General features: G+C 58.1%; 19 protein-coding genes. 11 read left to right on the forward strand and 8 right to left on the reverse strand.

The window, feature by feature from the left end; all coding sequences use genetic code 11:
* Positions 1–248: 248 nt before the first annotated feature.
* Positions 249–1,874 (reverse strand): ABC transporter substrate-binding protein, encoded by a 1,626-nt coding sequence (locus ACIQV9_RS11225; protein WP_403101116.1) that lies wholly within the window; start codon positions 1,872–1,874, stop codon positions 249–251.
* Positions 1,875–3,347: 1,473 nt separating this feature from the next.
* Between ACIQV9_RS11225 and ACIQV9_RS11230 the strand changes: the two genes are divergently transcribed.
* The gene (locus tag ACIQV9_RS11230) at positions 3,348–3,716 is read left to right on the forward strand and encodes a DUF6124 family protein (RefSeq protein ID WP_403101118.1); all 369 of its coding nucleotides are present in this window, start codon (positions 3,348–3,350) and stop codon (positions 3,714–3,716) included.
* 314 nt (positions 3,717–4,030) lie between these two features.
* On the forward strand, positions 4,031–4,216 hold the full coding sequence (locus tag ACIQV9_RS11235; RefSeq protein ID WP_403101120.1) for a hypothetical protein: 186 nt from the start codon (positions 4,031–4,033) through the stop codon (positions 4,214–4,216).
* Between the two features lie 694 nt (positions 4,217–4,910).
* On the opposite strand, the gene ACIQV9_RS11240 is transcribed toward ACIQV9_RS11235, so the two are convergent.
* On the reverse strand, positions 4,911–5,627 hold the full coding sequence (locus tag ACIQV9_RS11240; RefSeq protein ID WP_403101122.1) for an SIMPL domain-containing protein: 717 nt from the start codon (positions 5,625–5,627) through the stop codon (positions 4,911–4,913).
* A gap of 362 nt (positions 5,628–5,989) precedes the next feature.
* On the opposite strand from ACIQV9_RS11240, the gene ACIQV9_RS11245 reads away from it, so the two are divergent.
* The 4 genes from ACIQV9_RS11245 (at position 5,990) to ACIQV9_RS11260 (ending at position 10,557) form a co-directional block, all read left to right on the forward strand.
* A complete protein-coding gene (locus ACIQV9_RS11245; protein ID WP_403101124.1) occupies positions 5,990–7,252 on the forward strand; it encodes an ATP-binding protein in 1,263 nt (420 codons plus the stop codon).
* Positions 7,245–7,805: a response regulator transcription factor gene (locus ACIQV9_RS11250; protein WP_007942792.1), complete on the forward strand. Its 561-nt coding sequence runs from the start codon at positions 7,245–7,247 to the stop codon at positions 7,803–7,805. Before ACIQV9_RS11245 ends, ACIQV9_RS11250 begins: the two co-directional genes overlap by 8 nt.
* 96 nt (positions 7,806–7,901) lie before the next feature.
* Positions 7,902–9,629 (forward strand): ABC transporter ATP-binding protein/permease, encoded by a 1,728-nt coding sequence (locus ACIQV9_RS11255; RefSeq protein WP_403101126.1) that lies wholly within the window; start codon positions 7,902–7,904, stop codon positions 9,627–9,629.
* 181 nt (positions 9,630–9,810) lie between these two features.
* The gene (locus ACIQV9_RS11260; RefSeq protein ID WP_403101128.1) at positions 9,811–10,557 is read left to right on the forward strand and encodes a FadR/GntR family transcriptional regulator; all 747 of its coding nucleotides are present in this window, start codon (positions 9,811–9,813) and stop codon (positions 10,555–10,557) included.
* 36 nt (positions 10,558–10,593) lie between these two features.
* Here the strand turns inward: ACIQV9_RS11260 and ACIQV9_RS11265 are convergent, their stop codons facing one another.
* From ACIQV9_RS11265 to ACIQV9_RS11275, 3 genes are all read right to left on the reverse strand, one after another.
* A complete protein-coding gene (locus ACIQV9_RS11265; RefSeq protein ID WP_403101130.1) occupies positions 10,594–10,980 on the reverse strand; it encodes a hypothetical protein in 387 nt (128 codons plus the stop codon).
* Positions 10,981–11,235: 255 nt separating this feature from the next.
* A complete protein-coding gene (locus ACIQV9_RS11270) occupies positions 11,236–11,427 on the reverse strand; it encodes a hypothetical protein (RefSeq protein ID WP_403101133.1) in 192 nt (63 codons plus the stop codon).
* Between the two features lie 14 nt (positions 11,428–11,441).
* Positions 11,442–12,758 (reverse strand): phospholipase, encoded by a 1,317-nt coding sequence (locus ACIQV9_RS11275; protein ID WP_403101135.1) that lies wholly within the window; start codon positions 12,756–12,758, stop codon positions 11,442–11,444.
* A 234-nt stretch (positions 12,759–12,992) separates the two neighbouring features.
* On the opposite strand from ACIQV9_RS11275, the gene kdgD reads away from it, so the two are divergent.
* From kdgD to ACIQV9_RS11300, 5 genes are all read left to right on the forward strand, one after another.
* The gene (gene kdgD, locus ACIQV9_RS11280) at positions 12,993–13,904 is read left to right on the forward strand and encodes a 5-dehydro-4-deoxyglucarate dehydratase (protein WP_219095707.1); all 912 of its coding nucleotides are present in this window, start codon (positions 12,993–12,995) and stop codon (positions 13,902–13,904) included.
* 58 nt (positions 13,905–13,962) lie between these two features.
* Positions 13,963–15,408, forward strand: coding sequence for an aldehyde dehydrogenase family protein (locus tag ACIQV9_RS11285; protein WP_403101138.1), 1,446 nt, complete (start codon positions 13,963–13,965; stop codon positions 15,406–15,408).
* A 183-nt stretch (positions 15,409–15,591) separates the two neighbouring features.
* On the forward strand, positions 15,592–16,959 hold the full coding sequence (locus ACIQV9_RS11290) for an MFS transporter (protein WP_403101141.1): 1,368 nt from the start codon (positions 15,592–15,594) through the stop codon (positions 16,957–16,959).
* 11 nt (positions 16,960–16,970) lie between these two features.
* On the forward strand, positions 16,971–18,524 hold the full coding sequence (gene garD, locus ACIQV9_RS11295; protein WP_403101143.1) for a galactarate dehydratase: 1,554 nt from the start codon (positions 16,971–16,973) through the stop codon (positions 18,522–18,524).
* A gap of 168 nt (positions 18,525–18,692) precedes the next feature.
* A complete protein-coding gene (locus tag ACIQV9_RS11300) occupies positions 18,693–19,634 on the forward strand; it encodes an AEC family transporter (protein WP_403101146.1) in 942 nt (313 codons plus the stop codon).
* Between the two features lie 129 nt (positions 19,635–19,763).
* Here the strand turns inward: ACIQV9_RS11300 and ACIQV9_RS11305 are convergent, their stop codons facing one another.
* From ACIQV9_RS11305 to ACIQV9_RS11315, 3 genes are read right to left on the reverse strand one after another with little or no spacing between them, the layout of a single operon-like run.
* Positions 19,764–20,144, reverse strand: coding sequence for a carboxymuconolactone decarboxylase family protein (locus tag ACIQV9_RS11305; protein ID WP_403101148.1), 381 nt, complete (start codon positions 20,142–20,144; stop codon positions 19,764–19,766).
* Positions 20,141–21,199, reverse strand: a complete 1,059-nt coding sequence (locus ACIQV9_RS11310) for a calcium/sodium antiporter (RefSeq protein ID WP_403101150.1) — start codon at positions 21,197–21,199, stop codon at positions 20,141–20,143. Before ACIQV9_RS11310 ends, ACIQV9_RS11305 begins: the two co-directional genes overlap by 4 nt.
* Before the next feature lie 50 nt (positions 21,200–21,249).
* On the reverse strand, positions 21,250–21,624 hold the full coding sequence (locus ACIQV9_RS11315) for a septal ring lytic transglycosylase RlpA family protein (RefSeq protein ID WP_403101152.1): 375 nt from the start codon (positions 21,622–21,624) through the stop codon (positions 21,250–21,252).
* Positions 21,625–21,701 lie beyond the last annotated feature (77 nt).

A 21,701-nucleotide genomic window follows, 5' to 3' on the forward strand; every position in this document is an offset into this window, starting at 1 on the left:
TGGAGGCATCACTGAGTTCAAACCATGACGTGCAGCAAAACCGAGAGCCCACGCATGCACTGGTCAGATCCTGACGGTATGAGCCGTGGGTCTGGCAGTAAATGCGTAGAGTCCGAAAGACTTGTGGGAAAAGGCAACGCATCCGACGTCACGGCGGTCATCCGCGACGGAATTGGATGTAGGCTGTTTCCTACTTTCTCGGCAGATAAAACAACGGCGACGTTAAAAAACGTCGCCGTTGCAAAATCTTATTTGCTGACGCTGACGCCGTAGAAGGAGTTCAAGCCAAACGGGCTGATCTTGAAGTCTTCAACGTTGTTGCGCATGGGTTGGAACACCGTCGAGTGAGCGATAGGTGTCATTGGAACAGCGTCTTTGAGGACGTGTTGCGCCTGTTTGTACAGTTCGGTGCGCTTGCCCTGGTCGGTTGTGCGCTTGGCTTCCTTGACGATGCCGTCGAACTTCTTGTCGCACCACTTGGAGAAGTTGTTGCCCTGCAGCGAGTCGCAGCCGAACAGCACGTTCAGCCAGTTGTCCGGGTCACCGTTGTCGCCGCTCCAGCCAATCAGCATCGCGCCGTTTTCGCCGCCTTTGGAACGCTTGATGTACTCGCCCCACTCGTAGGTCACGATCTTGGCCTTGATACCGACCTTGGCCCAGTCGGACTGCAGCATTTCAGCCATCAGCTTGGCGTTCGGGTTGTACGGACGCTGCACCGGCATCGCCCACAGATTGATCTCGGTGCCTTCTTTGACGCCGGCTTCCTTGAGCAGCTCTTTGGCTTTCTCAGGGTTGTACGGCGCATCCTTGATGGTGGTGTCGTAAGACCACTGGGTTGGCGGCATGGCGTTGACGGCCAGTTGACCAGCACCTTGGTAGACGGAGTCGATGATCTGCTGCTTGTTGACGGCCATGTCCAGTGCCTGACGCACTTTCAATTGAGCCATCGGGTTCGGCTGATCGCTGCCCTTGATCTTGTCCATCACGTTGTAGGCGATGTAACCCAGGTTGAAACCAGCCTGGTTAGGCACCTTCAAGGTCTTGTCTTCTTGCAGCGCCTTCAGGTCGGCCGGACGTGGGAACAGAGTGATCTGGCACTCGTTCTTCTTCAGCTTCTGGATACGCACCGACGGGTCGGTGGTGATGGCGAAGATCAGGTTGTCGATCTTGACGTCTTCAGGCTTCCAGTAGTCCTTGTTCCCGGTGTAGCGGATGTTGGAGTCTTTCTGGTAGCTCTTGAACACGAACGGGCCAGTGCCGACCGGCTTCTGGTTGATATCGGTGGCCTTGCCTTCCTTGAGCAACTGGGCAGCGTACTCGGCGGACTGGACAGACGCGAAGCTCATGGCCATGTTCTGGATGAACGCGGCATCAACTTCTTTGAGGGTGAATTTGACGGTGTGGTCGTCGACTTTATCGATCTTGGTGATGTTGGTGTCCATCCCCATGTCGGTAAAGTACGGGAATTCGGTTGGGTACGCTTTGCGGAACGGGTCGTTCTTGTCAATCATGCGATTGAAGGTGAACAGCACGTCGTCGGCGTTGAACTCACGAGTCGGCTTGAAGTACGGGGTGGTGTGGAACTTGACGCCTTCACGCAGGTGGAAGGTGTAAGTCAGGCCATCATCGGAGATGTCCCACTTGGTCGCCAGACCAGGAATCACGGCGGTGCCGCCGCGCTCGAACTGGGTCAGGCGGTTGAACATGGTTTCTGCAGAGGCGTCGAAGTCGGTTCCGGTGGTGTACTGACCAGGATCAAAACCGGCCGGGCTCCCTTCGGAGCAAAACACCAGGTTAGTCGCCGCTTGGGCGAAAGGTGCGGAGGCTAACAAGCCTGCGCCGACTAAAAACGGAATGACCGCGTGTTTAAGCATGTTGGCCTCATGATTTGTTGTCATTTTTGGAATTAGAGGACGACCTCGTGAGCCGTGCCTGCGGATACTTATGCAGGGGCCATACCCATTGCAAGATCCTGAGTGGCCACAGGCGTTAAACGGTGGCACGAACGTACCTTAATGTCGCATATGTATAAATTCATGCGCATTTGACCGTTTGCGCAGGGTTTTTTCGGTGCGTCTGGCGCACCTGCTCGGGGCGATCCGGACGTCTTGCGCACTTGATTGGAGCGCGGTGTTACTTATTTATACCCATCATTGAGGGGCGTGCGGGCGTGAATGAGACTGAGTTCCAATTTGGTGGGTAGGTGATTGTTGTTTAAAGGGTTGTTGTGTCTGTGGGGGCAGATTGTTTCGTTACTGTTTGCCAGTGGACATCTGGGGGGATGCTTTGGATTTGGGATTGGGTGGGTGCCGCCCGTGCGTGGTGGTAGTACCCGAGGGTGCAACCGTTTGCTGCTTGCGGTAGCGCTTTTGGTTTTTTCAAAGGGTTGAACGTCTTGTAAATGAGCATTTTTGACGGATGCGCGGTGGACCGGAAGGGAGCCCGAAGCTGACTGATTACTTTCAGGTGTACCCAGTCCCATTGTGGGAGCGGGCTTGTTCGCGAAGGCGGCCTGGTAGCCGACCATTTTCTTGTTGGTTGTGTACATATCCATTTCTGCGGTAACGGCGGCTGGCGGTTTCGCCCTTACGGCGAGGCACTTTTTTCAAACGCCAAAAAAGTACCCAAAAAGGCTCGCCCCAAACGTCCGGCCCCTCGCTAAGGCTCGGCGTACCTTCGCTCCGGCATCCATCCGGGGACACTGCCCTCCGGTCTGCTTCGCGACGACCTACATGCAGCGTGTTCGACTGCGTCGAACGGCGCTACGCGCCACTCCCCGGATGAACACCTCCACTCAGCCTCCCGACGGGGCGGGTGGATCAAGATCAAAAGCAGGCGAGCTAACGCTCGGCCTGTTGAGTGGTGAGAAGCGAAGCGTGTACACCGAACCCTTGTAGGCGCGAGCCTGCTCGCGATGGCGGCCTGGCAGCCGACCAATCTCTTTCTGCTGCCCCCGATTGATCGTTCCCTACGCTCCGCGTGGGAATGCCGCCCGGGACGCTCCGCGTTCCATTTTTGTGTTGAAAGATGTGTAAGAAACACAGCGCTTTCCCACGCATTTTTCAGGTTGCCGGGTAGGAAGCAGTCCTTCTAACCTTTGGCCGTCGCTGCAATTTCAGCGACCGGGCGTGGAAACCTGGATCTCTTAGTAGCCGCATAGCTGGCCCATCGTATTCGTTGCCGACGTCTTCGTTCGTCTGCAAACTGCGTCATGGCGGCTGTGCGTGGGCAGACTTCGGTCTGGCCGGGTCCTACTAACCGGTATTTCCACCCTGCGTGCAGCCGCCACCTATTTGTCGTGTGGAAACGACAATGGATGGCTCCATTTTTTAAGTAGGAGTTTTTCCATGGATAAGTTAATCCCCGATCCACCCTTCAACACCACAACCCCCAACGCCGAAACCCCCGAAACCGAAGCGCTCCTCAAAGACCGCGAAGCCATAAAACGCGCCCTCGATTACTACCTCGATCCACCCGACCAATACGCCCCCAAACCCCGTCGTCCCAGCACCATGTTCATGATCGCCCCGGACATGGATAGCGAAAGTCTCCTGGCACAAGCTTGCGAATCCCTGGCGTCCGCCAGTGTCATGACCAGTGATTTCGCCGCGAACCTGATCGGCCCGCAGCGCAATACGGTGTTGGCAATTCAGCAAATCATCATGCTGGCGGAGTTGGCGGTGAATCGGGCGCTGGATAACGTCGATCCGGTGTAGACCGCGTTATCGTTTTTCGCGAGCAGGCTAGCTCTCGCATTAGATCGGGTTGTGACATAAATGGTGTGTTCCATACGGACCCACTGTAGAAGCCTGCTCGCGGCATATCGATCAGCAAAAAACCTCGATTGTCAGTAGCTCAATGGTTGACGTTTTTCTAACGGGTCAAATCAGTTTGATTACTGCCAGTACCTGTCAGGTTTGACAGTAGAAATATCCCGCAACTTGATTGAGGATGGTCGCAGCCCGTAACAGTCTTGCACTGGCTAAGCGGTCGGGCTTACAACGTGCAGAATTTATATAAGGAAATAATCATGACCAATGAAGAAAAAAATGACATCCGACAACATGGCTATGAGGTTGTCCAATACTCCGCGTATAACAATTCATGGTGGCAGATTCTCCAAAGTGGAAACCCAATTGAGGGTGAGTATGGTGAAGAAAATACGGCTTGGAGTCGCGCTAAAGATTTGATTAATGCGGATAAGTATAATCACTAGCCACCCCCTTCACTGTTATCGCGTGCAGACTCGGCTCGACAGATTCGGTAGCGACTTTGTGGGGGGGGTACCCTGCTCGCGATAGTGTGAAGGTGCCTGTTCGGTGCAATGCAATCATTTTTCGAGTGGGCGAATTATTGGTTTTAATCGCTATTCCAAAATAATGTTAAAAATGTGCAGGTATTCGCTTTTACCTGTTATTTCTTACAGTAGACATGTTTTTGTTTTGGTTGAGTGTGATTCAGGCAATAGAGTTTGTTTCTGTTAGGTTGGGCTCGTTTAGATAGCGAGTCTTTGGTTGTCGTTTTTGTAAGGATGAATCATGAGTTATCCAAAAGTTACTGAATATAAAGGCTATTTGATTTATGAGTATGATTCGGCGTATCAAGAGAATCCTTACCGGGTTCATAAGAAGGATGGGGAGGAGACCAGGGAGGTCAGTATGTTTTGTAAAACAAAGGAGCAAGCTGAACAACTAATTCGATCGTACACCCCCCTCCCATCGGGAGGTCGCGGGTAATAATTTCGAAAGAATCACCTAATGTTGTTCTCGAACTGGCTCATTCCGGGCGGCATCTCGATAATAGCGACGGCCCCAAGCCCTCTCAAATTGACGGGCTAACCCAATTTTTTACAGGCAATAAAAAACGGCGATCACTTCGGTAATCGCCGTTTTTATGGACGGATTAGCCAATCAAGGCATCAACACTTCAATCGCCCCATCCGCCGTCATGCTCACCTGGCTGGTGCCTGCCTCAACTTCAGGCGTCACCGGCGCCCCATCCATGCTCGCCGCTTTCATCATCATCGGCCCGCGCATGTACGGTTGTGGATAACCGTTGCTGTTCAGGTTCAGGTTGACGATTTTGTAACCCCTGCCGCCTAACGCATCGGTCGCCAGTTGCGCGCGAGCCTTGAACGCGGTGACGGCTTCTTTCAGCAGCGCATCCTCGCTGGCCTTGCGGGTTGGCGTGGCGATGGCGAAGTCCATGCCGCCCATTTTCAGGTCGGTCAGCAGTTCGCCGGTCAGCTTCGAGAGCGCGGCGAAGTCGGAGCTTTCCAGGCGCAGTTCGGCGCGTTCACGCCAGCCGGTGATTTTCTGGCCCTTGGTGTCGTAGATCGGGTAGCTGTTGCGGCTGCCCTGGCGCAGGGTGACTTCCTTGACCTGTTTGGCCTGGGCCAGCGCTTTGTTCATGGTGGTGCTGACGTCGGCGGCGAGTTTGGCCGGGTCGGTGTTTTGTTCTTCGGTGTAGAGGGTCACGATCATCAGGTCGCGGGCCACTTCCTGACTGACTTCGGCACGCAGGGAAATCTGGTTGTAATGAAGCTCGTCGGCGGCCAGGGCCGGGAGGCTGGCGACGGTGCCAACGCTAAGGGCAAGAAGGGCGGCGCTGCGGCGGAAACTGTGCATGAAAACTCCTTGGACGGTGCGCAGGGGTTAAGGTCCGAGCCTGCGTGAAACCATCAGACTCTAACTTTAATGATCCGGTTCGCACAGTTACAACTTCTATACAGATGCCGGTGATCCCTGTGGTGAGGGGGCTTGCCCCCGTTGGACTACGCAGCAGTCGCAGAACGGCTGACTGGATTTGACTGACATAACGCGCTGGCTGGATTTGGGACTGCTGCGCAGTCCAACGGGGGCAAGCCCCCTCGCCACAGGGGGACTGCGAGCCTTCCTGCCATGTGGCTGTTTGCCGCACTTTTGCCTGCCAGCCCCCGTGCTTGGTTATACTCCGTGCGATCCGCCTGGAGCGCTCATCAGGAGAGCTCATGCTCGCCCCCGTTCAAATTACTTCCGCCACTCGCCAGAACCTCTGGCGGCTGACGTTCATCCGCACCTTGGTACTCGCCGCTCAGGCCGGTTCCGTGGGCCTGGCCTACTGGTTCGATCTGCTGCCGTTGCCGTGGGTGCAACTGGCGATGACGCTGGGTTGCTCGACGCTGCTGTGCGCGTTCACCGCGGTTCGCCTGCGCACCTCATGGCCGGTGACCGAGCTGGAATATGCCCTGCAACTGGCCTGCGATCTGTTTATCCACAGCGCCTTGCTGTATTTCTCCGGCGGCTCGACCAACCCGTTTGTCTCGTATTACCTGGTGCCGCTGACCATCGCCGCCGTGACGTTGCCGTGGCGTTATTCGGTGATTCTTTCCGGGATCGCGCTGGCGCTTTATACCCTGTTGCTGGCGCGGTTCTATCCGCTGGAAACCTTCCCCATCGCCCGCGAAAACCTGCAGGTCTACGGCATGTGGCTGAGTTTCGCCCTTGCCGCAGCGGTCATCACCTTCTTCGCCGCACGCATGGCCGAAGAGCTGCGCCGCCAGGAAGAACTGCGCGCCATCCGCCGTGAAGAAGGCCTGCGCGACCAGCAATTGCTGGCCGTCGCAACCCAGGCTGCCGGCGCCGCCCATGAACTGGGCACGCCGCTGGCGACCATGAGCGTGCTGCTCAAGGAAATGCGCCAAGACCATCCCGACCCGCTGTTGCAGGACGATTTGAGCGTGCTGCAAGATCAAGTCAAACTCTGCAAAGAGACCTTGCAACAACTGGTGCGCGCCGCCGAGGCCAATCGTCGTTTGGCGGTGGAGATGCAAGACGTTACCGACTGGCTCGACGAAGCCCTGAACCGTTGGCATCTGATGCGCCCGGAAGCCAGTTACCGCTTCCAGCGCTTGGGCCAGGGCACTGTGCCGCGCATGGCGCCGCCGCCGGATCTGACGCAAGCGCTGCTGAATTTGCTGAACAATGCCGCTGATGCGTGTCCCGAAGGGCTGCAGGTAACGCTGGACTGGAATGCCGAAGACTTGACCATCAGCATTCGCGACCACGGCGCCGGCGTGCCGCTGGCCATTGCCGAACAGATCGGCAAGCCGTTTTTTACCACCAAGGGCAAAGGTTTCGGCCTGGGCCTGTTTTTGAGCAAGGCCAGCGTGACACGCGCCGGCGGCTCAGTGAAACTCTACAGTCATGAGGAAGGCGGCACGCTCACCGAGCTGCGCCTGCCCCGTGTCGCCCGAGGAGACGAACATGAGTGACGAGATCCAAGTCGAAGGCGAAGAACTGCCGCATTTGCTGCTGGTAGACGACGACGCTACTTTTACCCGGGTGATGGCCCGTGCCATGGCCCGTCGCGGTTTTCGCGTCAGCACCGCCGGTTCCGCCGAAGAAGGCCTGACCATCGCTCAGGCCGACCTGCCAGACTACGCCGCGCTGGACCTGAAAATGGACGGCGATTCCGGTTTGGTGCTGTTGCCCAAGCTACTTGAGCTAGACCCGGAAATGCGCGTGGTGATCCTCACCGGTTATTCGAGCATTGCCACCGCCGTCGAGGCGATCAAGCGCGGCGCCTGCAACTACCTGTGCAAACCGGCGGACGCCGACGACGTGCTGGCCGCGCTGCTCTCCGAGCACGCCGACCTCGATACCCTGGTGCCGGAAAACCCGATGTCGGTGGATCGCCTGCAGTGGGAACACATCCAGCGCGTACTGACCGAACACGAAGGCAACATCTCCGCCACTGCCCGCGCCCTGGGCATGCACCGCCGCACGCTGCAGCGCAAACTGCAGAAGCGTCCGGTTCGCCGCTGAACGGTTGCTGAACGATTATCGCCAGCCCTCGCGATAACCCGAACCGATCATCTATGATCGGTTCGTGTGTGTTCTTTTCTTTATCGAGCCTTTTCCATGAATCAGAACGCTGAGTACTCCGCGGTCAACGATGCTGTGCGCGGGCAGTTTTTTCGAAAAGTCTGGGCGATGATCACGCCTTACTGGCGCAGCGAGGAGAAGGTCAAGGCCTGGACGCTGCTGATCGCGGTGATTGCGTTATCGTTGATCAGCGTGGGGATCTCGGTGTGGTTCAACACCTGGTACAAGGATTTTTACAACGCGCTGCAGCAAAAAGACGAAGCGGCGTTCTGGCGGCTGATTCTGTATTTCTGCGGGATTGCGGCGGTGGCGATTGTCGGTGCCGTGTACCGGCTCTACCTGACCCAGATGCTGACCATTCGCTGGCGTGCCTGGCTCACGGAAAAGCATTTCGCCCGCTGGCTTGGCAACAAGAATTACTACCAGCTGGAGCAGGGCGGTTACACCGATAACCCGGACCAGCGGATTTCCGAAGACCTCAACAATTTCACCTCCAATACCCTGGAGTTGGGCATCGGTTTGCTGCGCAATATTGTCAGCCTGGTATCGTTCTCGATCATTCTGTGGGGCGTGTCGGGCAGTATCGAAGTGTTTGGTTTTACCATTCCCGGCTACATGTTCTGGTGTGTGCTGGTGTATGCCGTGGTCGGCAGCTGGCTGACCCATTTGATCGGTCGCCGCTTGATCGGACTCAACAACCAACAACAACGCTTCGAAGCCGACCTGCGTTTCTCCATGGTGCGGATTCGCGAAAATGCCGAGAGCATTGCGCTGTACAATGGCGAGCCCAATGAAAACCGTCGCTTGAGCAACCGCTTCGGGATGGTCTGGCACAATTTCTGGGACATCATGAAGGTGTCCAAGCGTCTGACGTTCTTTACCGCAGGTTACCAACAGGCAGCCATCATCTTTCCGTTCATCGTCGCTTCGCCGCGTTACTTGTCCGGCAAGATCGAACTCGGCGAGCTGATGCAAATCAGTTCGGCGTTCGGCAATGTGCAGGAGAGTTTCAGCTGGTTTATCAGTGCGTACCAGAACCTCGCGTCGTGGCGCGCCACTTGTGATCGTCTGCTGAGTTTCCGCCAGGCCATGACTGATAACGAAGAACGTGCGCCGGCGATCGATGTGCAAAATTCCGGTACGGCTTTGAAAGTGCACAACCTGGGCCTCGATCTGGCCGACGGTCGTCATTTGCTGACCAACGCCGACATGACCGTGGAGGAGGGCGAGCGCGTGATGCTCAGCGGTCGTTCCGGCAGCGGCAAGTCGACCTTGTTGCGGGCGATGGGACACTTGTGGCCGGCGGGCCACGGCAGCATTCGCCTGCCTGCGGCGCGTTACCTGTTCCTGCCGCAAAAACCGTATCTGCCGATTGGCACGTTGCGCGAGGCGCTGAGTTATCCACAGGCCGGCGAGACCTATCCGCACGAGCGGTATGTGCATGTGCTGGAGACTTGCCGTTTGCCGCACCTCGTTGCGCGTCTGGACGAAGCCAATCACTGGCAGCGCATGCTGTCGCCGGGTGAGCAGCAACGCCTGGCTTTCGCCCGCGCGCTGCTTTACGCACCGCAATGGCTGTACATGGACGAAGCGACCTCGGCGATGGATGAAGAGGATGAAGCGTCGCTGTACCAGGCGTTGATCGATGAGATTCCGGGGCTGAGCATTGTCAGCGTCGGGCATCGCAGCAGCCTGAAGCGTTTCCATCCAAGGCATGTGCGCATTGAAAATGGCCATTTGGTGGACCAGACCGTGATCGCATAAACACCTCCGCCCCCTGTAGGAGCGAGGCTTGCCCGCGAAGAACGATGACACGGTCCTCATGTGGAACCGCGTGACGGCATTCGCGGGCAAGCCTCGCTCCTACAAGAGTGGTGATGGTGATCGTACAACCGCGTTGAGCTATGATGCGGTTTCAGCCGATTTTTCGAGAAAGACGTTCACCATGGAAAACCCGATCGACGCACCACGCCTCCCTCGCAAGCGCCGTAGCCTCGCACAGGAATTGGTGACGGTGTTGTCCGAGCAGATCCGCGACGGTCATCTCAAACGCGGCGATAAATTGCCCACCGAGTCGGCGATCATGGATGCCCATGGCGTCAGCCGCACCGTGGTGCGCGAGGCGATTTCCCGTTTGCAGGCGGCTGGCCAGGTGGAAACCCGCCACGGCATCGGCACTTTCGTGCTCGACACCCCGAGCCCGAGCGGTTTCCGCATCGACCCGGCGACCGTGGTCACGCTGCGTGACGTGCTGGCGATTCTGGAACTGCGTATCAGCCTCGAAGTGGAGTCCGCCGGCCTCGCCGCGCAACGCCGCAGCCCGGAACAGCTGGCCTTGATGCGTGCCGCGCTGGACGCGTTGAATGAAAGCGTCTCCCATGCCAGCGATGCCGTGGCGTCCGACTTCCAGTTCCACCTGCAAATCGCCCTGGCGACCGGCAACCGGTATTTCACCGACATCATGACCCACCTGGGCACCAGCATCATTCCGCGTACGCGTCTCAACTCCGCGCGTCTGGCCCATGACGACCAACAGCACTACATGAATCGTCTGAGTCGTGAGCACGAAGAGATTTACGACGCGATCGCGCGCCAGGATTCGGATGCGGCGCGGGCGGCGATGCGGTTGCATTTGACGAACAGTCGGGAAAGGCTGCGCCATGCGCATGAAGAGGCGCAGGCGCAGCGCTGACATCACCGTATTGATGAGGTGATTTGTTTTGTTACCCTAGCGCTCTACGCTAAGTTTCAAGGAGTACGACTCTTTTTCAATTTCCCCGAACTTGACTGTGTAAAGAAGTTCCGCATTACCTTTGTTGGAAATGATTTCGAACACATCGGTAGCTGGAAATTTTTTGATGTTGACTTTGTCATCTTTAATATTGATTCCGCCGTACCATGAATCAGTTTTACCTTTGTCATTGATGACGTTTATGTAGGCCATCGCGAATTGTCCCGGGACTTGACCCTTATATTGAATGCCTAATTCTAAGTACTCACCAATATCTGCCAGTTTGAGGGTGGTTCCAGAAAATTGCGGGGTGGTTGGCGCCTCTAGCTCCGGAGATCCAGATGATTTAAAAGGGGTAGATGTTTTCTTTATAGTATCGTCCATGTCCATCTCCATTTGATAACAGGTAATCGCGAATACTTATCCGCGACACCAGTTCATCAGAGGGGCTTCATCTCGGCTACTGTCAGAAATTACAGTTTCGACGAATGGTCAGGGTTTATTCGTTCAGTCAGCTGCGCCATGGGAAATGCCATCGCGAGCAGGCTCGCTCCCACAGTGGGTCATTGGCGCCACGAATATCTTGTTCACCAAAGATCCCTTGTGAGAGCGAGCCTGCTCGCGATGGGGCCATTAACTTCAGCCAGTTTTCAGAATCGAACGATCCACCCGCACGGCCAACTGAACCACCGCAGATTTAACATCGAACGTCACACTTCCATGCTTATCCACAACTCCCTGAGCAATCGGCACACCTTTGGACAATAACTCCAACGGCGCCCCCTTCAGCGATTGCCCCGAAGCCAATTCCAGTTTCAATTTAATCGTCATCATCGATCTCCTTATCAGGCGACATTGCCAGTGGGTTTGTAGTCCTTGAGCAGCAGGTAAGTGCTCCAGCCCCACCAGTCATCGACGGTGGCGGTGTCGTTCAGGTTGTTGACGTCCTTGCGCCGCAGCACCTTGCTGCCTTCAACCCGGAACAGCGGTGAAAAGTTGTTGGCCAGGTTCAGCACGGCTTGCAGATCCGGCGTCTTTTGCAAGGCGCCGAAATTGCCGGGCACCGGGGCGGTGCCGCTGAGATACGCCGCAAACACCTCGTCCGCCGACACTTGAACGGCCTGATTAACCTGAACGCGATTGGCGCTGTCGATGGCGTCGAAGTAACGTTTGTCCCCATACGCGCGCCATTGATCGCCGTTGCCATTGCGCACATTGAGGCCGAATTTGCTGTCTTCATCGTGCATGAAACGCGTGATCAACGAACCCAGATCGCTCGGCGTGACCACCGCTGCCAATTGTTTGCGCGGCACTCGCAAGTGCCCGGCGGAAAACAGGTCGGTCAGGTAGTGATCGGCAAAAGCGTTCATCGCATAGGCCAGCTCCAGCTGCTTCTCATCGCCGGTGGTGTGGGCCAGCACCGCTTGTTGCACCGCTGCGGCATGCCCGGCGATGTAGGCCAGCAGCGCCCACTCGGCAAAGTGATCGGCATTGTTGGCAGCCAGTTTCAAATAGCGTCCCAATGGAAACAGCGCCGAGACGAAACTGCCGCCGCCGGTGATTCTGTTCCACTCTTCGGACAACGTATCTCCGAGGGCGTCATACGCCTCGTGAGGCTGTTTACCGTCCTTGATCGCCTGCTTGATCGCGGCGATTTCCTTTTGCATCACGCCAAGGATCAGCTTGGCTTCGGCATTGGAGGCCGGCAGTAAGGCCAGGGAGTTGAAGGCATTGGTAAAACGCTGGATTCGGTCGGCGGCTGTCGCGCCTTCGCTGATCGGTTGATCGGGAATTCCATAAAAATCCCCACCCAGCGCAACGACCTGGCCATAGGTCAGCGCCAGCCCATTGGGTAAATGCAGTTCTACCTGCGAAGCGGGGATGGCCGGTGCGTCCTTGACGAAACGCAGCAGCGTGCTGTCGCCGATGGCGGTGTGTTCGCCACCCTCGAACCTCAGCTGTGGCTTGCCTTTCAGGGTTTTTCCGGAAGCTGTGGGCGGAGGCGCGGGAAGGGGAGTCGTAGAGTTGTGATGATCAGCAATCTGCAAGATCACGTGCTGGTTATCCCCGATGAGGGGGATGCCATGCTCGGTAAAAAGATCATCCAGTTCGGCAATGACCTGTTTCGGTTTTTCCTTCGGTTGTGCGTGTAGACCTGACATTTCTATCTCCTTGATATGTCGTCGGTACGATCAAAAATAACTGTATGTATATACAGTTATCCGAATCATAGATGAGAAATTTCCTACGTCAAGAAAATACCTTTCCGACCCAAATTCTGTTGTCGGCGATGAAATGCAGTTGACGGTTATTATTTAAGTTGTACGATGACCTACAACTCGGCCACAGGCTGAACGCTTTCTCACACAAACGTTACTACCCAGGGTGTTCGAATAATGAATCCACAAGAACTGAAGTCCATCCTCTCTTCCGGCCTGCTGTCTTTTCCGGTCACCGATTTCAATGCTCAGGGCGACTTCCATCGCGCGGGCTACATCAAGCGTCTCGAATGGTTGGCCCCATACGGCGCCACGGCGTTGTTCGCCGCAGGCGGCACCGGTGAGTTCTTCTCTCTGGCGGCCAGTGAATACTCGGAAATCATCAAGACCGCCGTCGACACCTGCGAAACCAGCGTGCCGATTCTGGCTGGCGTGGGCGGCTCGACTCGCCAGGCCATCGAATACGCACAGGAAGCCGAGCGTCTGGGCGCCAAAGGCTTGCTGCTGCTGCCGCACTACCTGACCGAAGCCAGCCAGGACGGCGTTGCCGCCCACGTTGAAGCCGTGTGCAAATCGGTGAACATCGGCGTGGTGGTCTACAACCGCAACGTCTGCCGCCTGACCGCTCCGTTGCTGGAACGCCTGGCCGAGCGCTGCCCGAACCTGATTGGCTACAAGGATGGCCTGGGCGATATCGAGTTGATGGTGTCGATCCGTCGCCGCCTCGGCGATCGCTTCAGCTACCTGGGTGGTTTGCCGACCGCCGAAGTTTATGCCGCTGCCTACAAGGCACTCGGCGTACCGGTTTACTCCTCGGCGGTGTTCAACTTCATCCCGAAAACCGCGATGGATTTCTACCACGCCATTGCCCGCGAAGATCACGCCACCGTTGGCAAGATCATCGACGACTTCTTCCTGCCGTACCTGGACATCCGTAACCGCAAAGCCGGTTACGCCGTGAGCATCGTCAAGGCCGGGGCAAAAATTGCCGGCTATGACGCAGGTCCTGTACGCGCGCCGCTGACCGATCTGCTGCCAGAAGAGTACGAAGCTCTGGCCGCGCTGATCGACAAGCAAGGTGCGCAGTAACACACCCGATTAATAAGGCCGCTGAGCAATCAGCGGCCTTTTGCGTGAGGAGATTGTTGTGGCTGATACAAAGCGTTTCGATAACTACATCAACGGTGAATGGGTCGCGGGCAGTGATTACTGCGCCAACATCAACCCGTCCGAACTGACCGATACCATCGGTGACTACGCCAAGGCTGATCTGGCCCAGGTCCACGCCGCCATCGACGCCGCTCGCGCTGCGTTTCCGGCCTGGTCCACTTCGGGCATTCAGGCTCGCCATGATTCGCTGGATAAAGTCGGCACTGAAATCCTCGCGCGTCGCGAAGAACTCGGCACTTTGCTGGCCCGGGAAGAGGGCAAGACCCTGCCCGAAGCCATCGGCGAAGTAACCCGCGCCGGCAACATCTTCAAGTTCTTCGCCGGTGAATGCTTGCGCCTGTCCGGCGACTACTTGCCGTCGGTACGCCCCGGTGTGAACGTCGAAGTGACGCGCGAAGCGCTGGGTGTGGTCGGTCTGATCACCCCGTGGAACTTCCCGATCGCAATCCCTTCGTGGAAAATCGCCCCGGCCCTGGCCTACGGCAACTGCGTCGTGCTGAAACCGGCCGATCTGGTGCCGGGTTGCGCTTGGGCGCTGGCGGAAATCATCTCCCGCGCAGGCTTCCCGGCCGGCGTGTTCAACCTGGTGATGGGCAGCGGTCGCGTGGTTGGCGATGCGCTGGTTCAGAGCCCGAAAGTCGACGGCATCAGCTTCACCGGTTCCGTCGGTGTCGGTCGTCAGATTGCGGTCAGCTGTGTGTCGCGCCAGGCCAAGGTTCAGCTGGAAATGGGCGGCAAGAACCCGCAGATCATTCTCGACGACGCCGACCTGAAACAAGCGGTCGAGCTGTCGGTGCAGAGCGCGTTCTATTCCACCGGTCAGCGTTGCACGGCGTCGAGCCGCTTCATCGTCACCGCCGGGATTCACGACAAATTCGTTGAAGCCATGGCCGAGCGCATGAAGTCGATCAAGGTCGGCCACGCGTTGAAAACCGGCACCGACATCGGTCCGGTCGTTTCGCAAGCCCAGCTTGAACAGGACATGAAGTACATCGACATCGGCCAGTCCGAAGGTGCACGTCTGGTCAGCGGCGGCGGTCTGGTGACCTGCGATACCGAAGGCTACTACCTCGCGCCAACGCTGTTTGCCGACAGCGAAGCCGCGATGCGCATCAGCCGTGAAGAGATCTTTGGCCCGGTGGCCAACATCGTTCGCGTCGCGGATTACGACGCCGCGCTGGCCATGGCCAACGACACCGAATTCGGTCTGTCGGCGGGCATCGCCACTACGTCGCTGAAGTACGCCAACCACTTCAAGCGCCACTCCCAGGCCGGGATGGTGATGGTCAACCTGCCGACGGCAGGCGTGGACTACCACGTTCCATTCGGTGGGCGTAAAGGTTCATCCTATGGATCCCGCGAGCAAGGTCGCTACGCGCAAGAGTTTTACACCGTCGTGAAGACTAGCTACATCGGCTCCTGACAGAAGAAAAACCGCGGTATCGGCATCGATACCGCAACCCGTGTAGGAGCTGTCGAGTGAAACGAGGCTGCGATCTTTGCTTTTAAAGATCAAAAGATCGCAGCCTCGTTTCACTCGACAGCTCCTACAGGGAACACACCCGTTTCACCCGCGCATAAAAATAATCAGTGGGAGTACATCTACATGCAAGCGACCAAGCCGACTCACGTCCGCTATTTGATTTTGCTCATGCTTTTCCTTGTGACCACGATCAACTACGCCGACCGGGCCACTATCGCCATCGCGGGCTCCAGCCTGCAAAAAGACCTCGGCATCGACGCGGTCACCCTCGGTTATATCTTCTCTGCATTCGGTTGGGCCTACGTGGCCGGGCAAATTCCCGGTGGCTGGCTGCTGGACCGTTTTGGCTCGAAAAAAATCTACGCGCTGAGCATTTTCACTTGGTCGCTGTTCACCGTGTTGCAGGGTTATGTCGGCGAGTTCGGCATGTCCACGGCGGTGGTTGCGCTGTTCATGCTGCGCTTCCTGGTGGGCCTGGCCGAAGCGCCATCCTTCCCTGGCAACGCACGCATTGTCGCGGCCTGGTTTCCGACCGCTGAACGCGGTACGGCCTCGGCGATTTTCAACTCGGCGCAATACTTTGCCACCGTGTTGTTCGCACCGCTGATGGGCTGGATCGTCTACAGCTTCGGCTGGCAGCACGTGTTCATCGTCATGGGGGTGATCGGCATCATTTTCTCGGGGATCTGGCTGAAGGTGATTTACAGCCCGCGCCAACACCCGATGATCAACGAAGCCGAGTTCAAGCACATCGCCGACAACGGCGGCATGGTCGACATGGACCAGGACAAAGGCAAAGGTACAAAGGCTGACGGTCCGAAGTGGGATTACATCCGCCAGTTGCTGACCAACCGCATGATGCTCGGCGTGTATCTGGGCCAGTACTGCATCAACGGCATCACCTACTTCTTCCTGACCTGGTTCCCGGTGTACCTGGTGCAGGAGCGCGGTATGACCATTCTCAAGGCCGGTTTCATTGCCTCGTTGCCGGCGATCTGCGGCTTCATCGGTGGGGTGCTCGGCGGGGTGATTTCCGATTACCTGCTGCGCAAAGGCCATTCTCTGACCTTCGCCCGCAAAGCGCCGATCATCGCCGGCTTGCTGGTCTCCAGCAGCATCGTGGCCTGCAATTATGTCGATGTTGAATGGATGGTCGTCGGCTTCATGGCCCTGGCGTTCTTCGGCAAAGGTGTGGGTGCGCTGGGTTGGGCCGTGGTGTCCGACACCTCGCCGAAACAGATCGCCGGTCTCAGCGGTGGCTTGTTCAACACCTTCGGCAACATCGCTTCGATCACCACCCCGATCGTGATCGGCTACATCATCAGCTCCACCGGCTCGTTCAAATGGGCGCTGGTGTTTGTCGGTTGCAACGCACTGGTCGCAGTGTTCAGCTATCTGGTGATCGTCGGTCCGATCAAGCGTGTGGTGCTTAAAGAGCCGCCCGTCAGCGGCCCTGAAGCCCACAATAAATTGTCTCAAGTGCATTCCTGAGGAGCGGCGTCATGCAGTTGATTGAACATTCCGACTCGCCGCGCTACATCCGCCTGCACAAGCGGGACAACGTCGTGATCGTGGTCAATGACCAGGGCGTACCGGCCGGCACCGAGTTTCCCGATGGCCTGGTGACGGTGGACTTCGTGCCGCAGAGCCATAAAGTCACCCTGGAAGACATTCCCGAGGGTGGCCAGGTGATTCGTTACGGCCAGACCATTGGCTACGCGTTGCAGCCGATTCCGCGCGGCAGCTGGGTCAAGGAAGATCAACTGCGCATGCCCACCGCGCCACCGCTGGACAGCTTGCCGCTGTCCACCGAAGTGCCGGCCGCGCAGGCACCGCTGGAAGGTTTCACATTCGAGGGTTATCGCAATGCCGACGGCACCGTCGGCACGCGCAACATTCTTGGGATTACCACGACCGTTCAGTGCGTGACCGGTGTGCTCGATCATGCGGTCAAACGCATCAAGGACGAGTTGCTGCCGCTTTATCCTAACGTTGACGATGTGGTGGCGTTGACCCACAGCTACGGCTGCGGCGTGGCGATTACCGCGACTGACGCGTACATCCCGATTCGTACCGTGCGCAACCTGGCGCGTAACCCGAACCTGGGGGGCGAGGCCTTGGTCATCAGTCTGGGCTGCGAGAAATTGCAGGCCGGGCAGGTGATGCACGAGAACGACAGCTCAGTGGATTTGAGTGATCCGTGGTTGTACCGCTTGCAGGATTCCAGTCACGGTTTCACCGAGATGATCGAGCAGATCATGGCGTTGGCCGAAACCCGTTTGAAGAAGCTCGATCAGCGTCGCCGGATAACCGTGCCGGCGTCCGAGCTGATTCTCGGCATGCAGTGCGGCGGCAGCGATGCGTTTTCCGGCATTACCGCCAACCCGGCGTTGGGTTATGCCTCGGACCTGTTGCTGCGGGCTGGCGCGACGGTGATGTTTTCCGAAGTCACCGAAGTGCGCGACGCGATTTATCTGCTGACTTCTCGCGCAGAGACTGAGGAAGTTGCTCTGGAACTGGTGCGGGAAATGGACTGGTACGACCGTTACCTGGCCAAGGGTGAGGCGGACCGCAGCGCCAACACCACGCCGGGCAACAAGAAAGGCGGGTTGTCGAACATTGTCGAGAAATCCCTGGGCTCAATCGTCAAATCCGGCAGCAGCGCGATCAACGGGGTGCTTGGCCCTGGCGAGCGCTTCAAGCGCAAAGGGCTGATTTTCTGCGCGACCCCGGCCAGTGATTTTGTCTGCGGGACGTTGCAATTGGCGGCGGGGATGAACCTGCATGTGTTCACCACCGGGCGCGGCACGCCGTATGGTTTGGCGATGGCGCCGGTGGTGAAGGTGTCGACCCGGACAGAACTGGCGCAGCGCTGGCCGGACCTGATCGACATCGATGCCGGGCGGATTGCTACCGGGCGGGCGTCGATTGAGGATCTTGGGTGGGAGTTGTTTCACTACTACTTGGACGTGGCCAGCGGCAAGAAACAGACGTGGGCCGAGCAGCACAAGCTGCATAACGACATCACCCTGTTTAATCCGGCGCCGATCACGTAATGATCGTTCCCACGCTCCGCGTGGGAACGCCTCTTGTGACGCTCCGCGTCACGCTTTTGGGACGCGGAGCGTCCCGGGCTGCATTCCCATGCAGAGCGTGGGAACGATCCGGGTGAAAGTGGCTTATCATTAGCCCCCTAACGACGCTCACCCAAGGTTCCCTCCGGCATGCTGGCAATTTTCCTCGAAACCCTGAACATCACCGCGCCGGTGTTTGCCATGCTGTTCCTGGGGGTGGTGCTCAAACGCATCGACTGGATCAACGACAACTTCATCCACACCGCGTCGGCCCTGGTGTTCAACGTCACCATGCCGGCGTTGCTGTTTCTGGGCATCCTGCATGCCGACCTGCGCGCCGCACTGCAACCGGCGCTGCTGATCTATTTCTCGTTCGCTACGCTGGCGTGTTTCGCCATCGCCTGGGGCTGGGCGATCTGGAAGTGCCCGCGGGAAGACCGGGGGATTTATACCCAGGGCGCGTTTCGCGGCAACAACGGGGTGATCGGTCTGGCATTGGCGGCCAGCATGTATGGCGACTACGGGATTTCCCTCGGGGCGATTCTCGCGGCGCTGGTGATCCTGTTTTACAACACGCTTTCGACCATCGTGCTGGCGGTGTACAGCCCGGTGATCAAGTCCGATCCGTGGAGCATCTGCAAAAGCGTGATGGTCAACCCGCTGATCATCAGCGTGTTTGCGGCGGCGCCCTTCGCGTATTTCAAGATCAGCCTGCCGGGCTGGCTGGAAACCTCCGGTCAGTACCTCGCGCAAACCACATTGCCGTTGGCGTTGATTTGCATCGGCGGCACGTTGTCGCTGGCGGCATTGCGCAAAAGCGGCAACATGGCGCTCAGCTCAAGCCTGGTGAAGATGATCGGCCTGCCGGTGCTGGCGACGCTGGGGGCTTGGCTTTGGGGATTTCGCGGGGCGGAGTTGGGGATTCTGTTCCTGTACTTCGGCAGCCCGACCGCCGCGGCCAGTTTTGTCATGGCCCGTCAGGCCGATGGCAATCATGAATTGGCGGCGGCGATCATCGTCATCACCACGTTGATGGCGGCGGTGACCACCAATATCGGGATCTTTTTGTTGCAGTGGGGCGGGTGGATTTAGCTTCGGGATTTTCGCTGATTTCCAGGGCTTCTTCGCGGGCAAGCCTCGCTCCTACAGGGGCTCACCGAGCCTGTAGGAGCGAGGCTTGCCCGCGAAGGCGCCAGTCCTGTCACCACAACTTTTGAAGACTTACTCAGGCTTCTGATAAGTATCGATCACTTCCTGCGCCGCCCGAAACGCATCGATCGCCGCCGGCACACCGGCGTACACCGCGCAATGCAACAGCGCCTCACGGATCTCATCCACGGTGCAACCGTTGTTCAACGCACCGCGCACGTGACCTTTCAGTTCCTGTGGGCACTTCAACGCGGTCAGCGCGGCGAGGGTGATCAGGCTGCGGGTTTTCAGCGGCAGACCTTCGCGATTCCACACGCTGCCCCAGGCGTGTTCATTGACGAAGTCCTGCAGCGGCTGGGTGAACTCGGTGGCATTGCCCAGTGCGCGGTCGACGAACGCATCGCCCATCACTTGGCGGCGGACTTCAACGCCAGGCTTTTTATGGTCGGTCATGGCATTTCCTTCTTGTGGTGTTGGCGACGCCAGGCGCGCAGCGACGTGAACAGTAGATAGGCCACCAGCGCCGGCAGGACGTAAAACAGCATCAGGTGTTCAAGCTTGCCGGCCAGTGGCATGCCGGTGGTGAACGACACCACGTGCAGACCGTAAGCGAGATACAGCCCCAAAAACAGCAGACCTTCGGCGCGGGTCACCCGGTAACCGGTGTAGAACAGCGGCAGGCACAACACTGCGACACCGAGCATCACCGGCAAGTCGAATTCCAGGGCATTGGGCGAGACCGACAGCGGAGAGGGGGCGATGAGCGCAGTCAGGCCGAGCACACCCAGGAGGTTGAACAGGTTGCTGCCGATCACGTTGCCCACGGCGATGTCCCGTTGACCGCGCAAGGCAGCGATCAATGAGGTGGCCAGCTCCGGCAGGGAGGTGCTGACGGCAACGATGGTCAGGCCGATGACCCGCTCCGACAACCCCAGATCAGTCGCGACCTCCACAGCGGCGCCCAGTAACAAATGGCCGGCATAGACCAGCATTGCCAGTCCGGCGACGATCATCAGCACGCTGCTGAACCACGGCGCCCGAGGTGTTCCGTCATGAGAGGGTGGACGGGCCGAGTGTCGCGACTGGCGCAGCAGCAAGCCCAGATACAGCGCCAGGGCGGTCAGCAGAATCATGCCGTCCACGCGGTTCAGCTCTTCATTCCACGCCAGTAAAAAAACCAGCAGGCTGGCGCCGATCATCAGCGGAATATCCAGGCGCACCAGTTGCCGCGAAACCCGCAGCGGAATGATCAGCGCCGAAAGCCCGAGGGTGACGAGGATGTTGAAGATGCTGCTGCCGATCACGCTGCCGACGGCGATATCGGCGTTTTGCGCCAGGGTGGCTTGCAGGCTGACCGCCATTTGCGGCGCGCTGCTGCCCAGGGCGACGATGGTCAGGCCGATGATCAGCGGGCGCACCTGCAAGCGCGCCGCCAGGCGCACGGCGCCACGGACCATCAGCTCGGCGCCGGCGATCAGCAACAGCAAGCCGCCGAGCAATTCAATCACGCTGATCAGGGGTAAATCGGCAAGTCCGAAAATGGTCGGGGCTCCGTCTGTTAATCGTCGATGGCTTGCACACGAACCCGTGCGGTGCCGCTACGGAGCATACCCAGTTGTTCGGCGGCCTCGCGAGAAAGATCAATCAGGCGCCCACGGGTATGCGGCCCGCGGTCGTTGATCCGGACCACGCAGGACTTGTCGTTATTCAGATTGGTGACCATCACCCGCGTGCCAAACGGCAACTGGCGATGGGCCGCGGTCAGGGAATTCATGTTGAAACGCTCGCCGCTGGCGGTGCGTTTACCTTGGTGTTTGGCGCCGTAATACGAAGCTACGCCGGTCTTGTCGTAGCCGTGTGGATCGATGGCATCGTTGCTGGCGCAACCGGCCAGCAGAGAGAGCAGGGCGCAGGCACCCAGTAGACGCTTCATTCAAAGGCTTCCACAAACAAATGTGGGAGCCAGCTTGTTGTTGGCAGGTGGGCTTGTTGTGGCGAGGGGGCTTGCCC

It is taken from the genome of Pseudomonas sp. NPDC099000 (genome assembly GCF_044759925.1).
Taxonomy (GTDB): domain Bacteria; phylum Pseudomonadota; class Gammaproteobacteria; order Pseudomonadales; family Pseudomonadaceae; genus Aquipseudomonas.

Bases quoted from the DNA above. Each gene is read 5' to 3' on its own strand.
- ACIQV9_RS11250 (WP_007942792.1), top strand. From the start codon at position 7,245: ATGAGTGACGAGATCCAAGTCGAAGGCGAAGAACTGCCGCATTTGCTG.
- ACIQV9_RS11260 (WP_403101128.1), top strand. From the start codon at position 9,811: ATGGAAAACCCGATCGACGCACCACGCCTCCCTCGCAAGCGCCGTAGC.
- ACIQV9_RS11240 (WP_403101122.1), bottom strand. From the start codon at position 5,627: ATGCACAGTTTCCGCCGCAGCGCCGCCCTTCTTGCCCTTAGCGTTGGC.
- ACIQV9_RS11290 (WP_403101141.1), top strand. From the start codon at position 15,592: ATGCAAGCGACCAAGCCGACTCACGTCCGCTATTTGATTTTGCTCATG.
- ACIQV9_RS11265 (WP_403101130.1), bottom strand. From the start codon at position 10,980: ATGGACGATACTATAAAGAAAACATCTACCCCTTTTAAATCATCTGGA.
- ACIQV9_RS11230 (WP_403101118.1), top strand. From the start codon at position 3,348: ATGGATAAGTTAATCCCCGATCCACCCTTCAACACCACAACCCCCAAC.
- ACIQV9_RS11305 (WP_403101148.1), bottom strand. From the start codon at position 20,144: ATGACCGACCATAAAAAGCCTGGCGTTGAAGTCCGCCGCCAAGTGATG.
- kdgD (WP_219095707.1), top strand. From the start codon at position 12,993: ATGAATCCACAAGAACTGAAGTCCATCCTCTCTTCCGGCCTGCTGTCT.
- ACIQV9_RS11275 (WP_403101135.1), bottom strand. From the start codon at position 12,758: ATGTCAGGTCTACACGCACAACCGAAGGAAAAACCGAAACAGGTCATT.
- ACIQV9_RS11235 (WP_403101120.1), top strand. From the start codon at position 4,031: ATGACCAATGAAGAAAAAAATGACATCCGACAACATGGCTATGAGGTT.
- ACIQV9_RS11315 (WP_403101152.1), bottom strand. From the start codon at position 21,624: ATGAAGCGTCTACTGGGTGCCTGCGCCCTGCTCTCTCTGCTGGCCGGT.
- ACIQV9_RS11245 (WP_403101124.1), top strand. From the start codon at position 5,990: ATGCTCGCCCCCGTTCAAATTACTTCCGCCACTCGCCAGAACCTCTGG.
- ACIQV9_RS11300 (WP_403101146.1), top strand. From the start codon at position 18,693: ATGCTGGCAATTTTCCTCGAAACCCTGAACATCACCGCGCCGGTGTTT.
- garD (WP_403101143.1), top strand. From the start codon at position 16,971: ATGCAGTTGATTGAACATTCCGACTCGCCGCGCTACATCCGCCTGCAC.
- ACIQV9_RS11255 (WP_403101126.1), top strand. From the start codon at position 7,902: ATGAATCAGAACGCTGAGTACTCCGCGGTCAACGATGCTGTGCGCGGG.
- ACIQV9_RS11225 (WP_403101116.1), bottom strand. From the start codon at position 1,874: ATGCTTAAACACGCGGTCATTCCGTTTTTAGTCGGCGCAGGCTTGTTA.
- ACIQV9_RS11270 (WP_403101133.1), bottom strand. From the start codon at position 11,427: ATGACGATTAAATTGAAACTGGAATTGGCTTCGGGGCAATCGCTGAAG.